The organism is Sutcliffiella sp. NC1 (assembly GCF_027594365.1).
Lineage (GTDB): Bacteria > Bacillota > Bacilli > Bacillales > Bacillaceae_I > Sutcliffiella > Sutcliffiella cohnii.
Map to the genome: position 1 here is coordinate 3660283 of NZ_CP115153.1, position 19575 is coordinate 3679857.

General features: G+C 36.3%; 16 protein-coding genes and 1 tRNA gene. 1 reads left to right on the forward strand and 16 read right to left on the reverse strand.

Features of this window, described 5'->3' with window-relative positions:
• Window positions 1-22 precede the first annotated feature (22 nt).
• Genes hemL through hemA form a run of 6 tightly spaced genes read right to left on the reverse strand, consistent with a single transcriptional unit; the run spans window position 23 to window position 6263 of the window.
• Window positions 23-1312, reverse strand: coding sequence for a glutamate-1-semialdehyde 2,1-aminomutase (gene hemL / locus O1A01_RS19155; protein WP_270064767.1), 1290 nt, complete (start codon window positions 1310-1312; stop codon window positions 23-25).
• A gap of 19 nt (window positions 1313-1331) precedes the next feature.
• Window positions 1332-2315 carry a porphobilinogen synthase gene (gene hemB, locus O1A01_RS19160; protein ID WP_066414414.1) on the reverse strand — a complete coding sequence of 328 codons (984 nt, stop codon included), beginning with the start codon at window positions 2313-2315 and terminating at the stop codon, window positions 1332-1334.
• A complete protein-coding gene (locus tag O1A01_RS19165; RefSeq protein ID WP_270064768.1) occupies window positions 2312-3079 on the reverse strand; it encodes a uroporphyrinogen-III synthase in 768 nt (255 codons plus the stop codon). Before O1A01_RS19165 ends, hemB begins: the two co-directional genes overlap by 4 nt.
• Entirely contained in the window at window positions 3079-4011 is a 933-nt protein-coding gene (hemC, locus tag O1A01_RS19170; RefSeq protein WP_270064769.1) for a hydroxymethylbilane synthase, read from the reverse strand. The genes O1A01_RS19165 and hemC overlap by 1 nt, the downstream gene beginning before the upstream one ends.
• A 36-nt stretch (window positions 4012-4047) precedes the next feature.
• Entirely contained in the window at window positions 4048-4881 is an 834-nt protein-coding gene (locus O1A01_RS19175) for a cytochrome C assembly family protein (protein WP_066414420.1), read from the reverse strand.
• 17 nt (window positions 4882-4898) lie between these two features.
• Window positions 4899-6263, reverse strand: a complete 1365-nt coding sequence (gene hemA / locus O1A01_RS19180; RefSeq protein WP_066414422.1) for a glutamyl-tRNA reductase — start codon at window positions 6261-6263, stop codon at window positions 4899-4901.
• Between the two features lie 187 nt (window positions 6264-6450).
• Here hemA and O1A01_RS19185 point away from each other — a divergent pair, with 187 nt between their 5' ends.
• Complete coding sequence (locus O1A01_RS19185; RefSeq protein ID WP_066414424.1) at window positions 6451-6927, forward strand: LiaF transmembrane domain-containing protein; 477 nt, start codon at window positions 6451-6453, stop codon at window positions 6925-6927.
• A 436-nt stretch (window positions 6928-7363) separates the two neighbouring features.
• Here the strand turns inward: O1A01_RS19185 and O1A01_RS19190 are convergent, their stop codons facing one another.
• From O1A01_RS19190 to O1A01_RS19235, 10 genes are all read right to left on the reverse strand, one after another.
• On the reverse strand, window positions 7364-8101 hold the full coding sequence (locus O1A01_RS19190; RefSeq protein WP_066421990.1) for an amino acid ABC transporter ATP-binding protein: 738 nt from the start codon (window positions 8099-8101) through the stop codon (window positions 7364-7366).
• A 10-nt stretch (window positions 8102-8111) separates the two neighbouring features.
• Window positions 8112-8774 carry an amino acid ABC transporter permease gene (locus O1A01_RS19195; protein WP_066421993.1) on the reverse strand — a complete coding sequence of 221 codons (663 nt, stop codon included), beginning with the start codon at window positions 8772-8774 and terminating at the stop codon, window positions 8112-8114.
• Window positions 8775-8864: 90 nt separating this feature from the next.
• Complete coding sequence (locus O1A01_RS19200) at window positions 8865-9674, reverse strand: transporter substrate-binding domain-containing protein (protein ID WP_066421995.1); 810 nt, start codon at window positions 9672-9674, stop codon at window positions 8865-8867.
• A 491-nt stretch (window positions 9675-10165) separates the two neighbouring features.
• Complete coding sequence (gene yihA, locus O1A01_RS19205; RefSeq protein WP_066420236.1) at window positions 10166-10747, reverse strand: ribosome biogenesis GTP-binding protein YihA/YsxC; 582 nt, start codon at window positions 10745-10747, stop codon at window positions 10166-10168.
• Window positions 10744-13068 (reverse strand): endopeptidase La, encoded by a 2325-nt coding sequence (gene lon, locus O1A01_RS19210; protein WP_270064770.1) that lies wholly within the window; start codon window positions 13066-13068, stop codon window positions 10744-10746. The genes yihA and lon overlap by 4 nt, the downstream gene beginning before the upstream one ends.
• 244 nt (window positions 13069-13312) lie before the next feature.
• Window positions 13313-15001, reverse strand: a complete 1689-nt coding sequence (gene lonB, locus O1A01_RS19215) for an ATP-dependent protease LonB (protein WP_270064771.1) — start codon at window positions 14999-15001, stop codon at window positions 13313-13315.
• A 204-nt stretch (window positions 15002-15205) separates the two neighbouring features.
• A complete protein-coding gene (gene clpX, locus O1A01_RS19220; RefSeq protein WP_270064772.1) occupies window positions 15206-16468 on the reverse strand; it encodes an ATP-dependent protease ATP-binding subunit ClpX in 1263 nt (420 codons plus the stop codon).
• Window positions 16469-16752: 284 nt separating this feature from the next.
• On the reverse strand, window positions 16753-18039 hold the full coding sequence (tig, locus tag O1A01_RS19225; RefSeq protein WP_066420240.1) for a trigger factor: 1287 nt from the start codon (window positions 18037-18039) through the stop codon (window positions 16753-16755).
• Window positions 18040-18254: 215 nt separating this feature from the next.
• Window positions 18255-19259 (reverse strand): tetratricopeptide repeat protein, encoded by a 1005-nt coding sequence (locus O1A01_RS19230; protein WP_066420241.1) that lies wholly within the window; start codon window positions 19257-19259, stop codon window positions 18255-18257.
• A gap of 221 nt (window positions 19260-19480) precedes the next feature.
• Window positions 19481-19557: transfer RNA gene (locus O1A01_RS19235), tRNA-Arg, on the reverse strand.
• Between the last annotated feature and the right edge of the window lie 18 nt (window positions 19558-19575).

A 19575-nucleotide genomic window follows, 5' to 3' on the forward strand; every position in this document is an offset into this window, starting at 1 on the left:
AAAAGTACCTGGCATTTTTTATTTAACCTTTTATAACAGCAAATGCTTTTTCCGCTGCTTGTAATGTTTTTTCGATATCTTCATCGGAATGGGCAGTAGAAAGGAATAATCCTTCAAACTGGGAAGGTGGTAAAAATACACCATTATTAGCCATTTCACGATAGTAGGTTGCAAAATATTCTAAGTTAGATGATTTTGCTTTTTCATAGTTTGTAACTTCTTCGTTTGTGAAGAAGAAACCAATCATAGAACCTGCACGATTAACTGTTAATGGCATATCATATTTTGCTTTTAACGAAAGTAGTCCATCTTCTAGATGATCTGCTTTTCTCGCAAATTCTTTGTATGTGTCAGGAGTTAGTTGTGCTAATGTTTCATAGCCAGCTGTCATTGCTAACGGATTACCCGACAATGTACCAGCTTGATAAATGTCCCCAGCTGGAGCAACTCGTTCCATAATTTCTGATTTTCCACCGTAAGCACCAACAGGTAGCCCGCCACCGATTACTTTTCCTAAACAAGTTAAATCAGGTGTTACACCAAAATAGCCTTGCGCACAGCCGTAGTCTACACGGAAACCTGTCATTACTTCATCAAAAATTAAAAGGGAACCGTATTCTTCTGTTACAGAACGTAATCCTTCTAAAAATCCTGGTTGTGGAGGGACAACTCCCATATTACCTGCAACAGGCTCTACGATTACAGCCGCAATGTCATCTCCAAATTGCTCAAACGCAACGCGAATGCTTTCTAAATCGTTATAAGGAACGGTAATCGTATTTTTCGCAATGGATTCAGGAACACCAGGGCTATCAGGTAAACCAAGTGTTGCCACACCAGAACCTGCTTTAATTAATAAAGAGTCTCCATGGCCATGATAACAACCTTCAAATTTCAATATTTTGTTGCGACCAGTATACCCACGAGCTAGGCGTAACGCACTCATTGTCGCTTCCGTACCAGAGCTTACCATTCGAACAATTTCGATAGATGGAACACGGTCAATAACTAGTTTAGCTAATTCATTTTCTATTAATGTTGGCGCACCGAAGCTCGTCCCATTTTCCGTTACTTTTTTTATTGCTTCGACTACACGATCATTAGAGTGACCGTGAATTAATGGACCCCAAGATAGAACATAGTCGATATATTCATTCCCATCCACATCGTATATTTTTGAACCTTTTCCACGTTCCATAAAGATCGGATCCATATTAACCGATTTAAACGCACGTACTGGACTGTTTACTCCACCAGGCATTAACTTAACAGCTTCTTTAAAAGCTTGTTTCGATTTTTCGTAACTTCTCATTGAATTCACCCTCTACCTTTTATTTTTGATCAGATAGCCAACGTGCTACATCTTTTGCATGATACGTTAAAATTAAATCTACGCCAGCGCGCTTCATACTCGTTAACATTTCCATTACGATTTCTTGTTCATTGATCCATCCGTTTTGAGCAGCTGCTTTAATCATCGAGTATTCTCCACTTACGTTATAAGCAACCATCGGAACGTTAAAGTTATTTTTTACATCGCGAATAATATCAAGATAAGATAATGCCGGCTTCACAATTAAAAAGTCAGCACCTTCCATAATATCTGATTCCGCTTCACGCAATGCTTCCATTCGGTTAGCTGGGTCCATTTGATACGTTTTACGATCACCGAATTGTGGGGAGCTATGGGCAGCGTCACGGAATGGGCCGTAAAAGGCTGAAGCATATTTTACTGCATAAGACATGATAGGAATATGTTCAAATCCACTTTCGTCTAATCCTTGACGAATAGCTGCTACGAAGCCATCCATCATGTTCGACGGAGCGATAATATCAGCACCAGCTTTTGCTTGACTAACTGCAGTTTGTGCTAATAAATTTAACGTCGGATCATTTAATACTTGTCCTTCTTCGACGATGCCACAATGTCCATGACTAGTATATTGACATAAGCAAGTGTCTGCAATAACGACTAACTCAGGGAAAGACTGTTTAATTTGAGCAACAGCTTTTTGAACGATACCATGATCGTGATAGGCTGACGTTCCTAGCTCATCTTTTTCTGCAGGGACACCGAATACGATTACAGATTTAATACCTAAATCTGTCACCTCTTGCATTTCTGCCTGTAAGTAATCTAATGAAATATGAAATACCCCTGGCATAGATGGAACTTCATTTTTAATATTTTCCCCTTCTACTACAAAAATCGGGTAAATTAAATCTTCTTTATGTAAGTATGTTTCTCTCACTAACGCTCTCATACTATGAGAAGAACGTAAACGGCGATGACGTTGAAATTGTAGTTCTTTCATCTTTTAGCTTCCTCCTTATTGTAATAAGCGATAATCTCATGTATTAGCCCATCTGTTGTAAAGTCTTCCAAAGGACAAACGTGAACAGGTAGCCCAGCTCTTTCAGCTGCATTTTTCGTAATTGGACCGATAACAGCGACTTTCGCATTTACTTCACTTTGATGAATTCTCGATAAAAATGAATGAACAGTAGAGGGACTTGTAAACGTAATCATATCGACTGAATCTTTCTTTAATTGTTCCAAAGCTTCTACACCTTGTTCATCCACTTTGTTTTCATAGACAATCATTTGTTTTACATTGTACCCTAAACTTTGCAGTTGTTCACGCAATACTGGTCGGGCCAAATTTCCTTGGATTAATAAAATAGATTTATGTAACGGCACATGCTCTTTCAATGTTTCCACTAAATGCTCCGCCGTAAAAAAGTTCGGCATCATCGTTGTTTCTAATCCAATGTTTTGAAGTGCTTTCCTAGTCTTTGTACCTACTGCTGCTATTTGAGCATTCATTTTCCCATTATATAATTTCTGAAAAAAATCTACTCCATTCACACTAGTAAAGACGATGACATCAGCGTTCTGAACATTAGCAGCAAGCTCGTTTTCCAAAATATCAACTTCCTTAGGAAACGAAAATTGAATAAGAGGGACAGTAATAACAGCCCCTCCTAACTGCTCAATCCTGTTAGAAAAGTCTACTGCTTGCTCTTTACTTCTTGTTATAACAATCCGTTTATTTGCAAGCGGTAATCGACTTTCCATTACTTTTCAAGCTCCTTTTTTACATCGTCAATTAATTTTTTTGCACCTTGTTCTGTTAGTAGCTTTGCTGCATCTAAACCGATTTCGATTGGATCTTCTCCAGTAATCGTTTCTTTATAAATAACCGATCCGTCCGGTGTACCGACTAATGCTGTTAGTGCTACCTCTCCATTTTCTTTCACTGTTGCAAAGCCTGCAATTGGCACTTGGCAACCACCTTCCATTTTATGAAGGAAGGATCGCTCTGCTTTAACTGCCTTTTCTGTTGTTGGATCGTTTAATAGTTGAAGCGCTTCTAATAGTTCGTGATCATCTTCACGGCATTCTATCGATAATGCTCCTTGCCCAACTGCTGGAACACATAGTTCATCATCAAGGAATTCCGTTACTACGTTACGAGACCATCCCATACGTGCAAGTCCAGCTGCAGCCAAAATAATCGCATCGTAGTCTTCTGTTTCCAATTTTGCTAGTCTCGTATCGATATTACCACGAATCCATTTTATCTCAATATCATTACGTTTTGCTAGTAACTGAGCACCGCGGCGTAAACTACTCGTTCCTACTACAGCACCAGAAGGTAGATCTTCAAATTTCACATGATTTTTTGAAATAAAAGCATCGCGATGGTCTTCTCTAAAAGGTATACAACCAATTGTTAAACCTGGTGGCAAAATTGCAGGCATATCTTTCATACTATGTACTGCCATATCAATTTCTTTATCCATCATCGCTTGTTCAATTTCTTTTACGAAAAGACCTTTCCCACCAACTTTAGATAACGTAACATCTAAAATTTGATCGCCTTTTGTCACAATTTCTTTTACTTCAAATTCAAAAGGTGCACCTAATTTTTTTAATTGCTCGATTACCCAGTTAGTTTGTGTAATCGCTAATTTACTTCTTCTTGACCCTACAATAATTTTTCTCATATTTCCTCCTTACCTAAAGCTCTATCTTTAGGCTTTTTACAATATCCAAAAATGAAAATTTGATAATCTACCTAATAACAAGAAATTTACAAGGACTACTAAAAACGCAATAATATTCCAATTAGCAATAGCCTTGCCACTTAACCCTTCCCTCAGTCGTTTATATAAGTATAAACTGTAAGAGGCTAATACAAGAACAGAGCCAATTACTTTCATATCATACCAATGGAAATGAGGTATTTTCATATAAGCCCATATCGTACCTAAAATTAATGATAATAAAAAAAGTGGTACACCTATTACATTTAGCACATAGGACATATGATCAAGCTTTGATAAATCTTGTATTCGTAGTAGCAACTTTCCCCATTTTTTCTTTTTCAACAGCTCATATTGGATTAAATATAGTAATGAAAAAGTAAAAGATAAAGAAAAGGCACCATACGAAAGAATAGCCAACGTTATATGGAAAATTAATAACTCTGATTCCAGTTGTTGAGCAACTACTTGGGAGCCATGTTGATACGGAGTGAATGTATGAATTGCCATTATTAGAAACCCTATTACATTTGTAAAAAAGACGATAAAGTCAATTTTTAATAGTCGATTAATGATTAATGACAAGGTAATTAACACCCATATATAAAAAAACATTCCTTCATACAACGTGAGAATAGGTATTCTCCCTGTATCTAGCATCCGCAAAAACAAAAAAATTGTTTGAAGCACCCAAACAATTGCAAGTAACCAGAAGGCTGTTTTATTGGCCTTCCGGTTTTTATGAAGAAAATCAATAAAATATAAGAGCACACTTAAGGCGTATAGAACTGTCATAAATTCATATAGCCTAGCTATAGTAATCTCTAGCATACTTTTTTTGTCCTCACTTACGATTGCATAGTCGCATGAGCTACGATTGCGACATTATTGGAAGTGCCCTTCTCTCGTTGGAGCGAATAGTATTGAGATTTCGTTTCTTCTAGTACTGCTTCTTCTATATTAAATATTTTAGTGAAAAGTTGTAACGAATCATCTGCATCCGGTTTACCTGCTAATTCTTTAGCCTGTAGAATAGGATCGCGAAGCATTTGATTGATAATACTCTTCGTATGCTTGTTTAACACTTTAATTTCTCTTTCCGATAAGTTAGGTAATTTACGTTGAAGACTATCCATTGTTTCAGCTTGAATACCTAACGCTTTTTGACGGAGTGCAGAAATTACTGGAACAACTCCTAGCATATTTAACCATTCGTTAAATTCTACTAGTTCTTCTTCAATAAAGAGCTCAATTGCTTCGGCAGCTTTTTGTCGTTCAGCTAAGTTAGCTTGGACAATTCCTTGTAAATCATCTATATCATATAGAAAAACATTTTCTAACTCTTGAATTGCTGGGTCTAAGTCACGTGGAACAGCAATATCGACCATAAATAATGGACGGCCTCTACGAATCTTCTCTACGTGAATCATATCTTCTTTCGTTAATACATAATCTTTAGCACCAGTAGAAGAAATTAAAATATCTGCTTCTGTTAAGGCACATGACATTTCCTTTAAGGAAACGGCTTGGCCAGCAAATTTATTTGCTAACGTTTCAGCTTTTTCTAATGTTCTATTCATAACCGTTACTTTTTCTACGCCATTACTATGAAGGTTTTGAACAGCTAATTCTCCCATTTTACCAGCGCCTAAAATGAGTACATGCTTGTCTTGTAGATTTCCAAAAATCTTTTTCGCAAGCTCTACCGCTGCATAACTAACAGAAACGGCATTCGCCCCGATGTCTGTATCGGAGTGTGCACGCTTTGCTACAGTTATAGCTTGTTTAAATAAATGGTTGAATATCGTTCCTACTGTTTCATTCTCTTGGGCTGTTAAGAAACTACTACGAACTTGACCTAAAATTTGCGTTTCCCCTAACACCATCGAATCAAGTCCACAAGCAACTCGGAATAAATGCTCCACAGCACCATCTTTTTCATATATATTTAAATAAGGTGAAAAGTCTTCTTTATCTATTCCGAACCAATCGGAAAGAAATGATTTAATATAATAACGTCCAGTATGAACTTGGTCTACTACCGCATATATTTCCGTACGATTACACGTTGAAACAATAACGTTTTCTAAAACTGATTTACGCCCTTTTAATTCGATCATTGCCCCTTCAATTTCGGAAGGATCGAAAGTTAATTTTTCTCTGATTTCTACAGGGGCATTCTTATAGTTTAGACCGACCATGATAATGTGCATTTGTAATAGCACCCCCAAAAAATTTCTCACTGTTTTCATTATAACATGACTATTTACTAAAACATTTGGTAAAATGTGAACAGAAAATGAATTGAATTTTATACTTTATAATTATTCTAATTTTATATCCGTTATCAGATTAACAAAATATAGGTTGAATATCAAGAGATTGAATTGGAGAGAGAGTATGAAAAAAAATAGTTTTTTATCTGGGTTTTTACTAGTTGGCTTTGGTGTTTACTTTTTACTTCAACAATTACATATTGAGATTTGGGATGGCTTTTTTACATGGACCACGTTTTTGCTCATAATCGGCCTAGGTATTGTCATTCAAGCGTATAAACAAAGTGATGCCGGAAATATTTTGCCTGGAATTGCTCTACTTGGTGTTGGAGTCCACTTTCAAGTAAAAAATAAGTTTGCGTTTTGGCCAGATGATGCTGCTATGATTATATTAATTGTAGCGATTGGTTTTTTTCTACGTTGGTTGAAAACTAAGCAAGGTTTGCTGGAAAGTGTTGTGTTATTGTTAATTTCAGGATTCTTCTTATTTTCTAACTCATTTCTCGGCATGTTCGAGAAAGGATTTTCCTTTCTTCACACATTTTGGCCATTATTTTTTATTATTATAGGTATATACTTATTATTCTTTAAAAGGAAATAATTTTATACATTAAAAAACTCTCCTAATGATAGTAATGGAGAGTTTTTCGTTTTATTTATATATTTTGAATGGGTTTCCACCTTTAAAATTAGCGCATTTAGGAAAAATAGCATTTCATTATAGCAATATTGTTTATTATCATACTTAAAATTGGAAAGTGGTTTAAGTTTGTTCGTTCCACTGCGCTGCAGGTACTCGCTTTCCGCGGGGAGAAACGGGAGCCTCCTCGGGCTAAAGCCCTGTGGGGTCTCCCGATTCCTCTTCTTCCCGCAGGAGTCTCGCACCTTCCGCTACGTTCCACTCACGGTTCTGGACCTCGAAAGTAAAAACTTTATAGCAGTTCCCTTATTTTTAAATTTCTCAAGATGCAAATTTCACTTGCATGGGTACTCTATTAACTTCTTAGATATTAGGCAAAACCTATATTATTAATTTTTTATAAAACCGCATCTAGGAATTCTTTTGTTCTTTCGTGTTTTGGGTTGTTGAATACTTGTTCTGGGTCTCCTTCTTCGACTATTTTACCGTCGTGAAGGTAGATAACACGGTCGGCTACTTCTTGAGCAAAGCCCATTTCGTGGGTAACGACGACCATCGTCATTCCTTCATATGCAAGCTGCTTCATCGTTCTTAACACTTCCCCGACTAACTCTGGATCTAGTGCTGATGTTGGCTCATCAAACAACATCACATCGGGTTTCATCGCTAAGGCTCGAGCAATGGCTACACGCTGTTTTTGACCACCCGATAGCTTTTCTGGATAAACGTTTACTTTATCTTCAAGACCTACTTTTTTCAATAAATCATGCGCTCTTTCCTCCGCTTCTTCTTTTGAAAGCCCGCTAACTTGGATTGGCGCTTCTATTACATTTTCAAGAACGGTCATATGAGGAAAGAGATGAAAATGTTGAAACACCATTCCTACTCGTTGCCTTACTTTATTTAAATCATCCTTCTTAATATCAATTTCCTTAGAGTCAATAACAATAGAACCACTATCTTTTAATTCTAGAAAGTTCAAGCAGCGTAGTAGCGTACTTTTCCCGGAACCACTAGCTCCTATTAAACATACAACTTCTTTATTTTTAATAGACAAGGAAATGTCTTTTAAAACATGTAAATCTCCAAATGATTTGTTTAAGTTTTGTACTTCGATCATCTGTTTATTTTCCAACTGCTTCACCCTACCTTTCATTTGCAGAAAATTTCATTTCTAAACGATTTACTATAACCGTTAAAATTCCAACGAGTACTAAATAGTAAACAGCTACAACTAATAGATGTGTCATATAGTCAAACGTATTTGCTCCTAACGTTTGTGCTCTAGCAAACAGTTCATAATAACCTACAAATGCCGCAAGGGAAGAATCTTTTAATCCGATGATAAACTGATTACCTAAAGGTGGTAATGCCCTTTTAAACGCTTGAGGTAAAATAATTCTCCGCATCGTCAAGCTTAAAGGCATTCCTAATGAGCGGGCTGCCTCTGTTTGTCCCTTATCAATCGATTGAATGGAGCCTCTAAATATTTCTGCAATATAGGCACCGTTATGGAAAGTTAGCGCTAACGTTACAGACCAAAAAGCACTAATACCTAATTGGGCTAAACCGTGATAAAAGAAGAAGATTTGAACTATGAGTGGTGTTCCTCTAACAATATAAATATACATATTAGCTATAAATTCTAGTATTTTTATTTTTGATAATTTTAAAAAGGCAATGAAAAGCCCAACTATAAGTCCTAAAGCTATCGAAACAATCGTTACATAAAAAGTCTTCATTGCCCCTTCAATGAATATATCCGAACTACTGAAAAGTACGTCAAAAAAATGTGTTAACGTCGGCAAATTTCATCACACTCCTCTAGCTTCTATTAATCTACTTTTTCTTGAATAAAAAATGTGTGACGAAGCCGCCACACATTTTGCCATTTTACATTATTGGTCGTCAGGGTCTGTGGTGATATCTTCTCCAAAATATTTCTCACTAATTTCAGCTAATTCTCCGCTATCACGTAGCTTTTGCAATGCTTCATTAATAGCTTCTAACAATTTATCGTTTCCTTTCGCAACTCCGATTGCCTGTTCACTTCGCTCTAAAAGTTCACGACCCTCTAACACCATTCCGGCACCAATCGCTTCTCTACCAGTTACGAAGTCTGTTACTACCGCATCATGACGACCAGTGTTTAAAGTCTCTAACGCTACAACATCGCTATCATAATAAATGATATTATCTGTTACTTCACTCATTAAATCCGCATAGGTGGACCCGCGAGAAACAGCTACTTCTAAGCCTTTCAAATCATCTAAAGTTTGAATATCACTATCTGGACGAACAAAAATTTGGGCACCCGAATAATAGTAAGGAATAGAGAAGTCAATTTCTTTCAAACGTTCTTCCGTGATCGTATGACTTGCAACGGCTACATCAAAACGTCCATTTTTCACACCTTCTACAATCGTTGCAAAAGACTGCTTATGTTGAACAGGCTCTAGGCCAAGTTCTTTCGCTACTGCGTTTGCAACGTCAATATCAAAGCCCGACATTTCTCCACTACCATCTGTCATACTAAAAGGCTTAAATTCTCCCGAAGAAGCAAAGGAGAAACTATCTTTTTTTACTAATTTATATCCTTCTTCTGTTTCCACTGCCCCTTCACTACTTGAACCACCCGAGCTAGTTCCACATGCTGCTATAACCATCGTTAACAAAAAGAAAACAGCAACAATCAACACTTTCTTCATACTTTTGTCCCCCTTTTTTCTCTACTTAAAATGGTAGCAATAGACGCTTCTTTCTACAAATTGCATATACGAACAAATTTATTAATAATTCTGTATATTTAACCAACAGAGCCACATAACTCGTACATCCACAGAGATCCCCCATCATGCTCCACCATATTCATGATTACTACTTGTAGGCTGTACAAATTGTAAGCTTATTTATTTTTATTAAATATTTGGGACAATTAGAACTTGTTTTGTCATTGCAAATGAGGAATACATATGGAGATTTAAATTTAGAGCTTTTAAAATATTTATTATCTATGTTCTGAACAGGAAACAAAAAAGAAGAAGAGGTTGCGACATAACTATTTTAATCAAAGTAAAAAACGAACAAAAAGTAGTAGCGGGGAAATAACCCGCTCTGGAAATATACTTCGCTAGTTCTACGATTGTTCGTTTTTATGATGATTATTTTAGTTTTGTCTCAGCCTCTTCTTCCTAACATATTACATTCTATTTTTAATAATACCCCAAATTTCATCTTTCCCTTGACCCGTTTCAGAAGAGAAAGTAATAACTTCATCTTGAGGATCTAAATCTAACGTTTCTTTCACTACTTTAACATGTTTTTGCCACTTGCCCTTCGGAATCTTATCCGCCTTTGTAGCAATGACCACAACCGGTAGTTCATGATGCTTTAGAAAATCATACATCATTACGTCATCTTTAGATGGCGGATGGCGTAAATCAACAATTAATAATACCGCTTTTAATTGTTTCCGGTTTGTTAAATACGTTTCTATCATACGTCCCCAAGCTTCACGCTCTTTTTTAGAAACTTTCGCGAATCCATAACCTGGTACGTCCACGAAGTGTAACAGTTCATTAATTAAATAAAAATTTAATGTTTGCGTTTTACCTGGCTTTGATGAAGTACGGGCTAAATTTTTACGGTTAATCATTTTGTTAATGAAAGATGATTTTCCTACATTTGATCTTCCTGCCAGCGCGAATTCTGGGAGCATCTCAACTGGATACTGCTCTGGTTTTACGGCACTTATAACGATTTCTGCTTGTGTAACTTTCATGAATTCTCTCCTGCTAATGCATGTTGTAACACTTCGTCTAATTGGGAAACTAGTACGAATGTTAATTGCTCTCTTATACTTTCCGGTATATCTTCTAAATCTTTTTCATTATCTTTAGGCAAAATAACTTTCGTTAACCCAGCTCGATGGGCACTTAACGATTTCTCTTTCAGTCCTCCGATCGGTAAAACGCGGCCACGTAACGTAATCTCACCTGTCATCCCGACATTCCTTCTAACAGGTTTACCAGTCAAGGCTGATATTAAGGCTGTTGCCATTGTTATCCCTGCGGAAGGTCCATCTTTCGGTACAGCCCCTTCTGGAACGTGAATATGAATATCGTTTTTCTCATTAAAATCTGGATCAATATTTAATTCTGCTGCACGCGAACGTATGTAACTGAATGCAGCTTGTGCTGATTCTTTCATTACATCCCCTAGTTTACCCGTCAGTATTAACTTACCTTTACCTGGAGAGATAGATACTTCAATTGAAAGGGTATCTCCACCTACTGTCGTATATGCTAATCCTGTCGCTACTCCTACTTGGTCTTCTTCTTCCATTTGACCATAGCGGAATATATGCTTACCAAGGAATTCTACAATTGCCTTTTCTGTCACTACGATACGTTTCTTTTCACCTGAAACGATAATTTTTGCCGCTTTTCTACAAATGGAAGCGATTTGACGTTCTAACGAGCGTACACCTGCCTCTCGCGTATAATGGCGAATTAAAGAAAGGATGGCATCGTCTCTCATTTGTAACGTACCTTTCGTTAAGCCGTGATCACGCGCTTGCTTCGGTAATAGATGATCTTTTGCAATATGAAGCTTTTCCAGTTCCGTATAACCTGCAATCGTAATAATCTCCATTCGGTCACGTAAAGGACCAGGAATTGTTGCTAAATTATTGGCTGTAGCAACAAACATTACATTAGATAAATCATATGCTTCTTCAATGTAATGATCGCTAAAGTTACTGTTTTGCTCCGGGTCTAACACTTCTAATAGGGCTGCAGATGGGTCGCCACGGAAGTCGTTTGACATTTTATCTATTTCATCTAATAGGAATACTGGGTTAATCGTACCTGCTTTTTTCATTCCTTGAATAATTCGACCTGGCATTGCACCAACGTATGTTTTACGATGTCCTCTTATTTCTGATTCATCTCTAACGCCACCTAAAGAAATTCGAACAAAATTTCTTCCTAACGATTTTGCAATTGATTTTGCTAAAGATGTTTTACCAACTCCAGGAGGACCCGCTAAACAAAGGATAGGTCCTTTTAACGATTGTGTTAATTGTTGAACAGCTAAATATTCAAGCACACGCTCTTTTACTTTTTCTAACCCGTAATGGTCTTCATGTAAAATTGCTTCTGCGCGAATAATATTTAATTGGTCTTCTGTAGAAATAGACCATGGTAAGGATAATAACCATTCTAAATAATTTCGGATAACGGCACTTTCAGCGGAGCTTGTAGGGATTTTTTCATAACGGTCTAATTCTTTTAAGAACGTCTTTTCTACATGCTCAGGCATTTTAGCTTTTTCCATTTTTTGCTTTAGCTCGTCTACTTCCCCTAATTTACCTTCTTTTTCACCAAGCTCTTTTTGAATGGCCTTCATTTGTTCACGTAAATAATATTCTTTTTGGGTACGTTCCATTGAACGCTTTACTCTCATCCCAATTTTCTTTTCAAGTTGCAGCACTTCTTTTTCATTATTCACGTAGTTAATTGTTTGTTGCAGTCTTTCTTTCACATCTGTTATTTCTAAAATATTTTGCTTGTCTTTCATTTTAAGCGGTAAATGGCTCGTAATAATGTCAGCCAGCCTACCTGGTTCTGCAATATCTGAAACAGTATGATATGTTTCAATAGAAGTTTTTTTCGATAACTTTGTGTATGTATGAAAATACTCTAGTAGCGTACGCATTAAAGCTTCGTCTTCTGCATCTTTGTCCTCTAAATCTGGATACGTAACGATACGAGCTTCCCAATGTGTTTCTTCCTCGATCAATTCTTCTATTTTTGCACGTTCTAACCCTTCTACTAGTACGCGTAAAGTTCCATTTGGTAACTTTAACATTTGCTTTACTTTCGTTAATGTTCCCCAATCAAATAAATCATCTTCAGTTGGATCATCAATCCCAACTTCTTTTTGAGTTGTTAGCAAGACTAATTGATCTTCTAACATCGCTTGCTCTAAAGCTTGAATTGATTTATCTCTACCTACATCTAAATGTAATACCATCGTTGGAAAAACCATTAATCCACGTAAAGGCAGTAGAGGTATTTTATATTCTTTATTCGTTGCCATAGTACACCTCCGAACGCTCTATCCACGTTGTTCTTTTCTATTTTTTAAAATTCATCACTAATTTAAGTACCATTGTTCGAATGGGACTATTTTATGTATAGTACTAAAAATTTTACCTTTTAAGTATGGTAAGTGCAAGAAGAAAGCTTTTATATTTTCTATAATTAGTATACCCTGTCGTAGTTGTTCTAGGCATATAAAATGAAAAGGAAATGGCTCCCCACATAGTGAGGAGCCTTCATCTTTATACTGATTCAGATTGAGTGATCGGTAATGTAGCAGAAATTACTTTGTCGATATGCTCATCCTCTATTGCAGATACTTCTCTAAGAAGAGCAACTTGCAACACCTCTTGGAATTGCTTCACTGGAATAATTTCAATTCCGTCAATTTCCTTCAAAATTGACTGCATATTTTCATGAGGGATGATTACTTTCTTTGCTCCAGCTTGTTTAGCAGCTTTTATTTTCGGAATAACCCCACCAATTGGTTTAACTGAACCGTGAATGCTAATTTCTCCGGTCATTGCTACTAAGTTGTCGACTGGTAATTTGAAAATAGCCGAATAAATTCCCGTTGCCATTGCAATCCCAGCAGAAGGTCCATCGATTGGTATTCCCCCTGGAAAATTAATATGTATATCATAATCAGCAGCAGGAACACCTAGCGCACGGAGCACTGTAATAACATTTTCAGCAGAACCTTTTGCCATACTTTTACGGCGTATCGATTTTCCTTGATTGCCAATACTTTCTTCTTCAACAATTCCTGTAATATTAATTGTCCCTTTTTTCTCTTCATTAGGAATAGCTGTGACTTCTATTTCTAATAATGCACCAGTGTTTGGTCCATATACGGCTAATCCGTTTACTAAACCAGTTTGTGCTTTTTCTTTTATTTTTTGTTCATTTCTCGGCGATAGTTGACTGGAGTGTACAACCCATTCAATATCCTCCACTGTTACTTCCTCGCGATCTTCCGTTATTGCTAAACCTGCAGCAATTTGCATCATATTGACTACTTCGCGACCGTTTCTGCAATAGGAAGCAAGCAATTGAATACCTTCTTCTTGTGCTTTCATATAAATTTTTTCAATAGCATTTCTCGCTACTACCGCTAATTCCTCTTGATCTAACTCTCTAAAAAATACTTCCATACAACGAGACCGAATGGCTGGTGGAATTTCGTTTGGAGTTCTCGTTGTAGCTCCAACTAAACGAAAATCGGCTGGTAAACCTTTTTGAAAAATTTCATGAATATGTGTTGGAATTTGAGTGTTTTCTTCACTATAATAAGCACTTTCTAAAAATATTTTTCGATCTTCTAATACTTTTAAAAGCTTATTCATTTGTATTGGGTGTAACTCTCCAATTTCATCAATAAAGAGCATACCACCATGCGCGTGTGTAACGGCTCCTTGCTTTGGTTGAGGAATACCCGCTTGTCCCATTGCTCCTGCTCCTTGGTATATAGGATCATGAACCGAACCAATTAACGGATCTGCAATTCCTCTTTCATCAAATCGAGCTGTCGTTGCATCTAGCTCAATAAAAATAGCACTCGGTTTAAACGGAGATTTACTATTCTTTTTTGCTTCTTCTAATACGAGTCGTGCTGCTGCTGTTTTCCCTACACCAGGAGGACCATAAATGATGACGTGTTGCGGATTCGGTCCACAAATAGCAGCTTTTAAAGCTTTTATTCCATCTTCTTGTCCGACAATATCGTTGAACGAAGTTGGTCTTACCTTTTCTGCTAATGGCTCTGTTAACGAAATGCTACGCATCTTTCGAAGTTGTTCCATTTCTTTCTTCGACTCTTTATCAATTGATACTTTCTGTGTACGTTGATTTCGTAATAAATTCCAAAAGTAGAGCCCAATGATAATCCCAAAAAACAATTGTATAAACAGCGCAATACCTGTCCAATTCATAGTTATCCTCCTGCACTCTAAGTTGTGATTATTTGCTAGTATTTCCGTGCAAATGGTGGAATAAACAACTATTTATTAATTGGATAATATTTGGATATAACACTGTGAATTTCCATGAATTATTATATTAAAAAACTATTTTGCACTGTTATCTCTTTAAAAATAAAAAAGAACCTTGATAGCATGAGCCATCAAGGTTTGTTGTTAAGCAGAAGTTTTATCTTCTTGTAACTCTGAACCGTCCGTTAAAATTAATTTTGGCGGAACATCATCTTTAACTGTTTCCGCTGTAATAACACATTTTTGAATGTCATCACGAGAAGGTAATTCGAACATCACATCAAGCATAATCGCTTCAATGATTGAACGAAGTCCACGTGCACCAGTTTTTCGTTCAATTGCTTTAGTTGCAATTTCCTTAAGTGCTGCTTCTTCAAATTCTAATTCAACATTATCTAGTTCTAACATTTTACTGTATTGTTTAACTAGTGCATTTTTCGGCTTTGTTAAAATTTCAACTAATGCCTCTTCGTCTAATGGCTCTAAGCTTGCTGTAACAGGAAGACGACCAATAAACTCAGGAATAAGTCCAAATCTTAATAAGTCTTCTGGAAGAACTTTAGAAAGTAATTCTTTCTGTTCTAATTCGTCCATTTTACCTTCCGTACCAAAACCAATAACTTTTTTCCCTAATCGACGCTTAATAATTGATTCAATTCCATCAAAAGCCCCACCACAAATAAATAGAATATTTGTTGTATCAATTTGAATGAATTCTTGATGAGGATGCTTACGTCCACCTTGAGGTGGCACACTTGCAACAGTACCTTCTAAAATTTTCAGAAGTGCCTGCTGTACACCTTCACCAGAAACATCTCGTGTAATGGATGGGTTTTCTGATTTACGTGCTACTTTATCAATTTCGTCAATATAAATAATACCTTTTTCTGCTTTTTCTACATCGTAGTCTGCAGCTTGAATTAATTTAAGTAAAATATTTTCTACATCTTCCCCAACGTATCCTGCTTCCGTTAATGAAGTTGCATCAGCAATTGCAAAAGGTACATTTAAAATACGCGCTAGCGTTTGTGCAAGTAATGTTTTACCGCTACCAGTTGGTCCAATCATTGCAATATTAGATTTGGCAAGTTCTACTTCGTCTATTTTACTGTTGGAATTAATACGCTTGTAGTGGTTATATACTGCAACGGATAGCGCTTTTTTAGCTGCTTCTTGGCCGATAACGTATTCGTCTAATATTTGACGAATTTCTTTTGGTTTTGGTACATCTTTAAATTCTACTTCTTCCTCAGTTCCAAGCTCTTCTTCTACAATTTCGGTACATAATTCTATACATTCATCACATATGTATACGCCCGGACCTGCTACTAGTTTTCGCACTTGATCTTGTGTTTTCCCGCAGAAAGAACATTTCAATTGTCCTTTTTCATCGTTAAACTTAAACATAACGTTTCACCCCTTATCATTTCTCTCTCTTCTCGTCCATCCACTAAATATTCGGATACTACTATTTCTAATTATGTGTTATGTACTGCATTTTACCATATCTTTTGCAATTGCTGTTAATAAAAAAATCGCTATGTACTTTATTAGTATTGAAAAGAAGAGTCCATACTATTGTAACCATGTAACATAAAATTAACACTTTGCTTTCAAAACTGTATGTAGAAAAAGGCCTTTTGTGTATAAAACAAGGCACGAGCAAGTCGCGCCTTGTTCCTTATTCAATATTATGCAACATCTTTACTGTTTTCTACAAGAAAATCGATTGCTTTTCTAATTTTTAAATCTTCTTTTAAGCCTTCAGCATTTCCTAATGCTTGCTTAATTTGATCAACAGTCATGTTGTACATTGTAGCCATGTTTTCTAATTCACTGTTTACTTCTTCTTCTGTTACTTCGATGTTTTCAGCATTTACGATTGCTTCTAATGTTAAATTCATTTTCACACGTTTAGCTGCATCTTCTTTCATTTGGCCACGTAGAGCTTCTTCGTCTTGACCAGAGAATTGGAAGTAAAGTTCTAAATTCATACCTTGCATTTGTAAACGTTGCTCAAACTCTTGTAGCATACGGTCTAATTCTGTGTTTACCATTGCTTCTGGAACGTCAACTTCTGCATTTTCTGTTGCTTTTTCAATTAAAGTATCTTTTAAGTGATTTTCAGCATCTTGTTTTTTAGCAGTTTCTAAACGCTCTCTCGTTTTAGCTTTTAATGCATCTAAAGTTTCAACTTCTTCATCTACATCTTTAGCAAATTCGTCATCTAGCACTGGTAATTCTTTTCCTTTAATTTCATGAACTTTCACTTTGAATACTGCAGGTTGACCAGCTAAATCTTCAGCATGGTATTCTTCTGGGAATGTTACTTCCACATCTTTTTCTGCTCCAGATTCTAAACCAACAAGTTGCTCTTCAAAACCAGGGATGAAAGAACCAGAACCGATTTCTAGAGAATAATTCTCAGCTTTTCCGCCTTCGAAAGCCTCACCGTTTACAAATCCTTCAAAGTCCATTACTACAGTATCGCCATTTTCAACGGTACCTTCTTCTTTTACAACAAGTTCAGCTTGACGCTCTTGTAATGATTTTAATTCTGCTTCTACTTCTTCGTCTGTAACTGTAGCTTCTAAACGCTCAACTTCAAGACCTTTGTACTCACCTAATTTTACTTCAGGCTTTACTGTAACTTTTGCAGTAAATACAACTGGTTGACCTTGTTCGATTGTTTCGATATCGATTTCTGGACGATCAACTGGTTCAATTCCTGCTTCTTCCACTGCTTTTGCATAGCTTTCTGGAAGTAGGATATCAAGAGCGTCTTGATATAATGATTCCACGCCGAAACGTTTTTCAAACATCGGACGAGGCATTTTTCCTTTACGGAATCCTGGAACGTTTACTTTCTTAACTACTTTTTTGAATGCTTCATCAAGGGCATTGTTAAATGTATCAACATCAACTTCAACTGTTAATACACCTTCATTTCCTTCTAACTTTTCCCATTTTGCAGACATACTTTTCCCTCCAAAAAATCTATTTTTTCTATAGTAATGGCTGTTTTTAAAATTGACAAATCATTACCGAATGTTTGGACCACTTCTATGTATGTGGTGAACCCGTCTCCTACTGTATTTCCATATTTACTATGAAAAAAACAAGGAAATTATTAATACTACAGTTTACAACCCTTACATTATAACATAACATCCATGGAGTTCAACAGATTCGATTATAATTGCAAATATGAAATTTCTTCTAGTTTTTGTACTTTGGTGCTCACTTTTTCTATATCTTCTAAAGTTACATTATATAATTGTGAGAGTTTCTCCATTGAATCTTCTATACCATATAGCTGTTGACCAATTAAATGTATACTCGCAGCCCATGCACTAGCATTTTCCTCGTTCATCCCAACAGGATAAACAACAGTATGGTACTTAAAAACCATCCCTTTTAACGCTTCAAAAAGGCTCGGATTTTCGGAGTATACATGCCGTTCTATGAGATTTCCTATCTCTGCAAAAAACGGGTCCATCTCTTGGAAGTCCATCTTTGATGGACGAACTAAAACTGTTTGTCCTAGTTTCGTTATTTTCGTTTCGTCATCCCACTGTTGATCATGCAATGTTTCTAACAGTATTGTTTTTAAAATAGGGTGCATTCTTTCATCTAATAAATATGTTTCAATTGCTTCCCGATAACTCCTTGCATTTAAGCTTTTTAAACGTTGGAGGGCACCAAATTGCTCTTGAACAGTCCCTTTTAAGAGATTGTCACTTACGGTATCATCTGTTGGTGCTTCTTTATATTCCTCAAATTCACCTTTCGGTAGCATTTTTCTCGCAAAGTCTAATAACTTAAAAAACGTTTGCGCTTGTTCAGCAGGGATTTTATCTTCCTGTAATATTGCTTCAATGGTTACTTTCACTTCATCGTATTCTTTTAACTGAATTAATATCGTAATATAAATTTGTAAAACGTGAAAATAATCCCCAACATCTTCTCGCAACATCTTCTTACAACGGTTTTTTGCTTCTGTTAAGCGCCCTAATTCCATTAAACATACAACACTACCTAATTCTACTTCACTATGGGCAAAAGAATTATCATGCGCTTGGTCGAATAGAATAAGAGCTTCTTCAAATTTTCTTTCCTTCATCGATTCCATCGCTTTTTCTAACAGTCGCTTTTTTAAATTGGGAAACGGAACTACTTTTTTCTTTTTATCATTCATATTTATACCGTCCTACTAGTCAAAAAAGATTTGAGTCAAGTTTATCAATGATTAATGTTGAGTACAAGTGTAGATAGAGAGTTTTAGGGATGATGTTGATAAAATAGAGATGTGTGAGCTTCACAACCTCATATTTTATACAAAAAGAAAAAACACCATATAATTTCACAAATTGCTGTAAGGCAACTTTTAAAATTAGATGGTGTTTCTTATAAGAAAAATGGCGTCCCAGGAGGGATTCGAACCCCCGACACACGGCTTAGAAGGCCGTTGCTCTATCCTGCTGAGCTACTGGGACAATATAATAATTTATTAA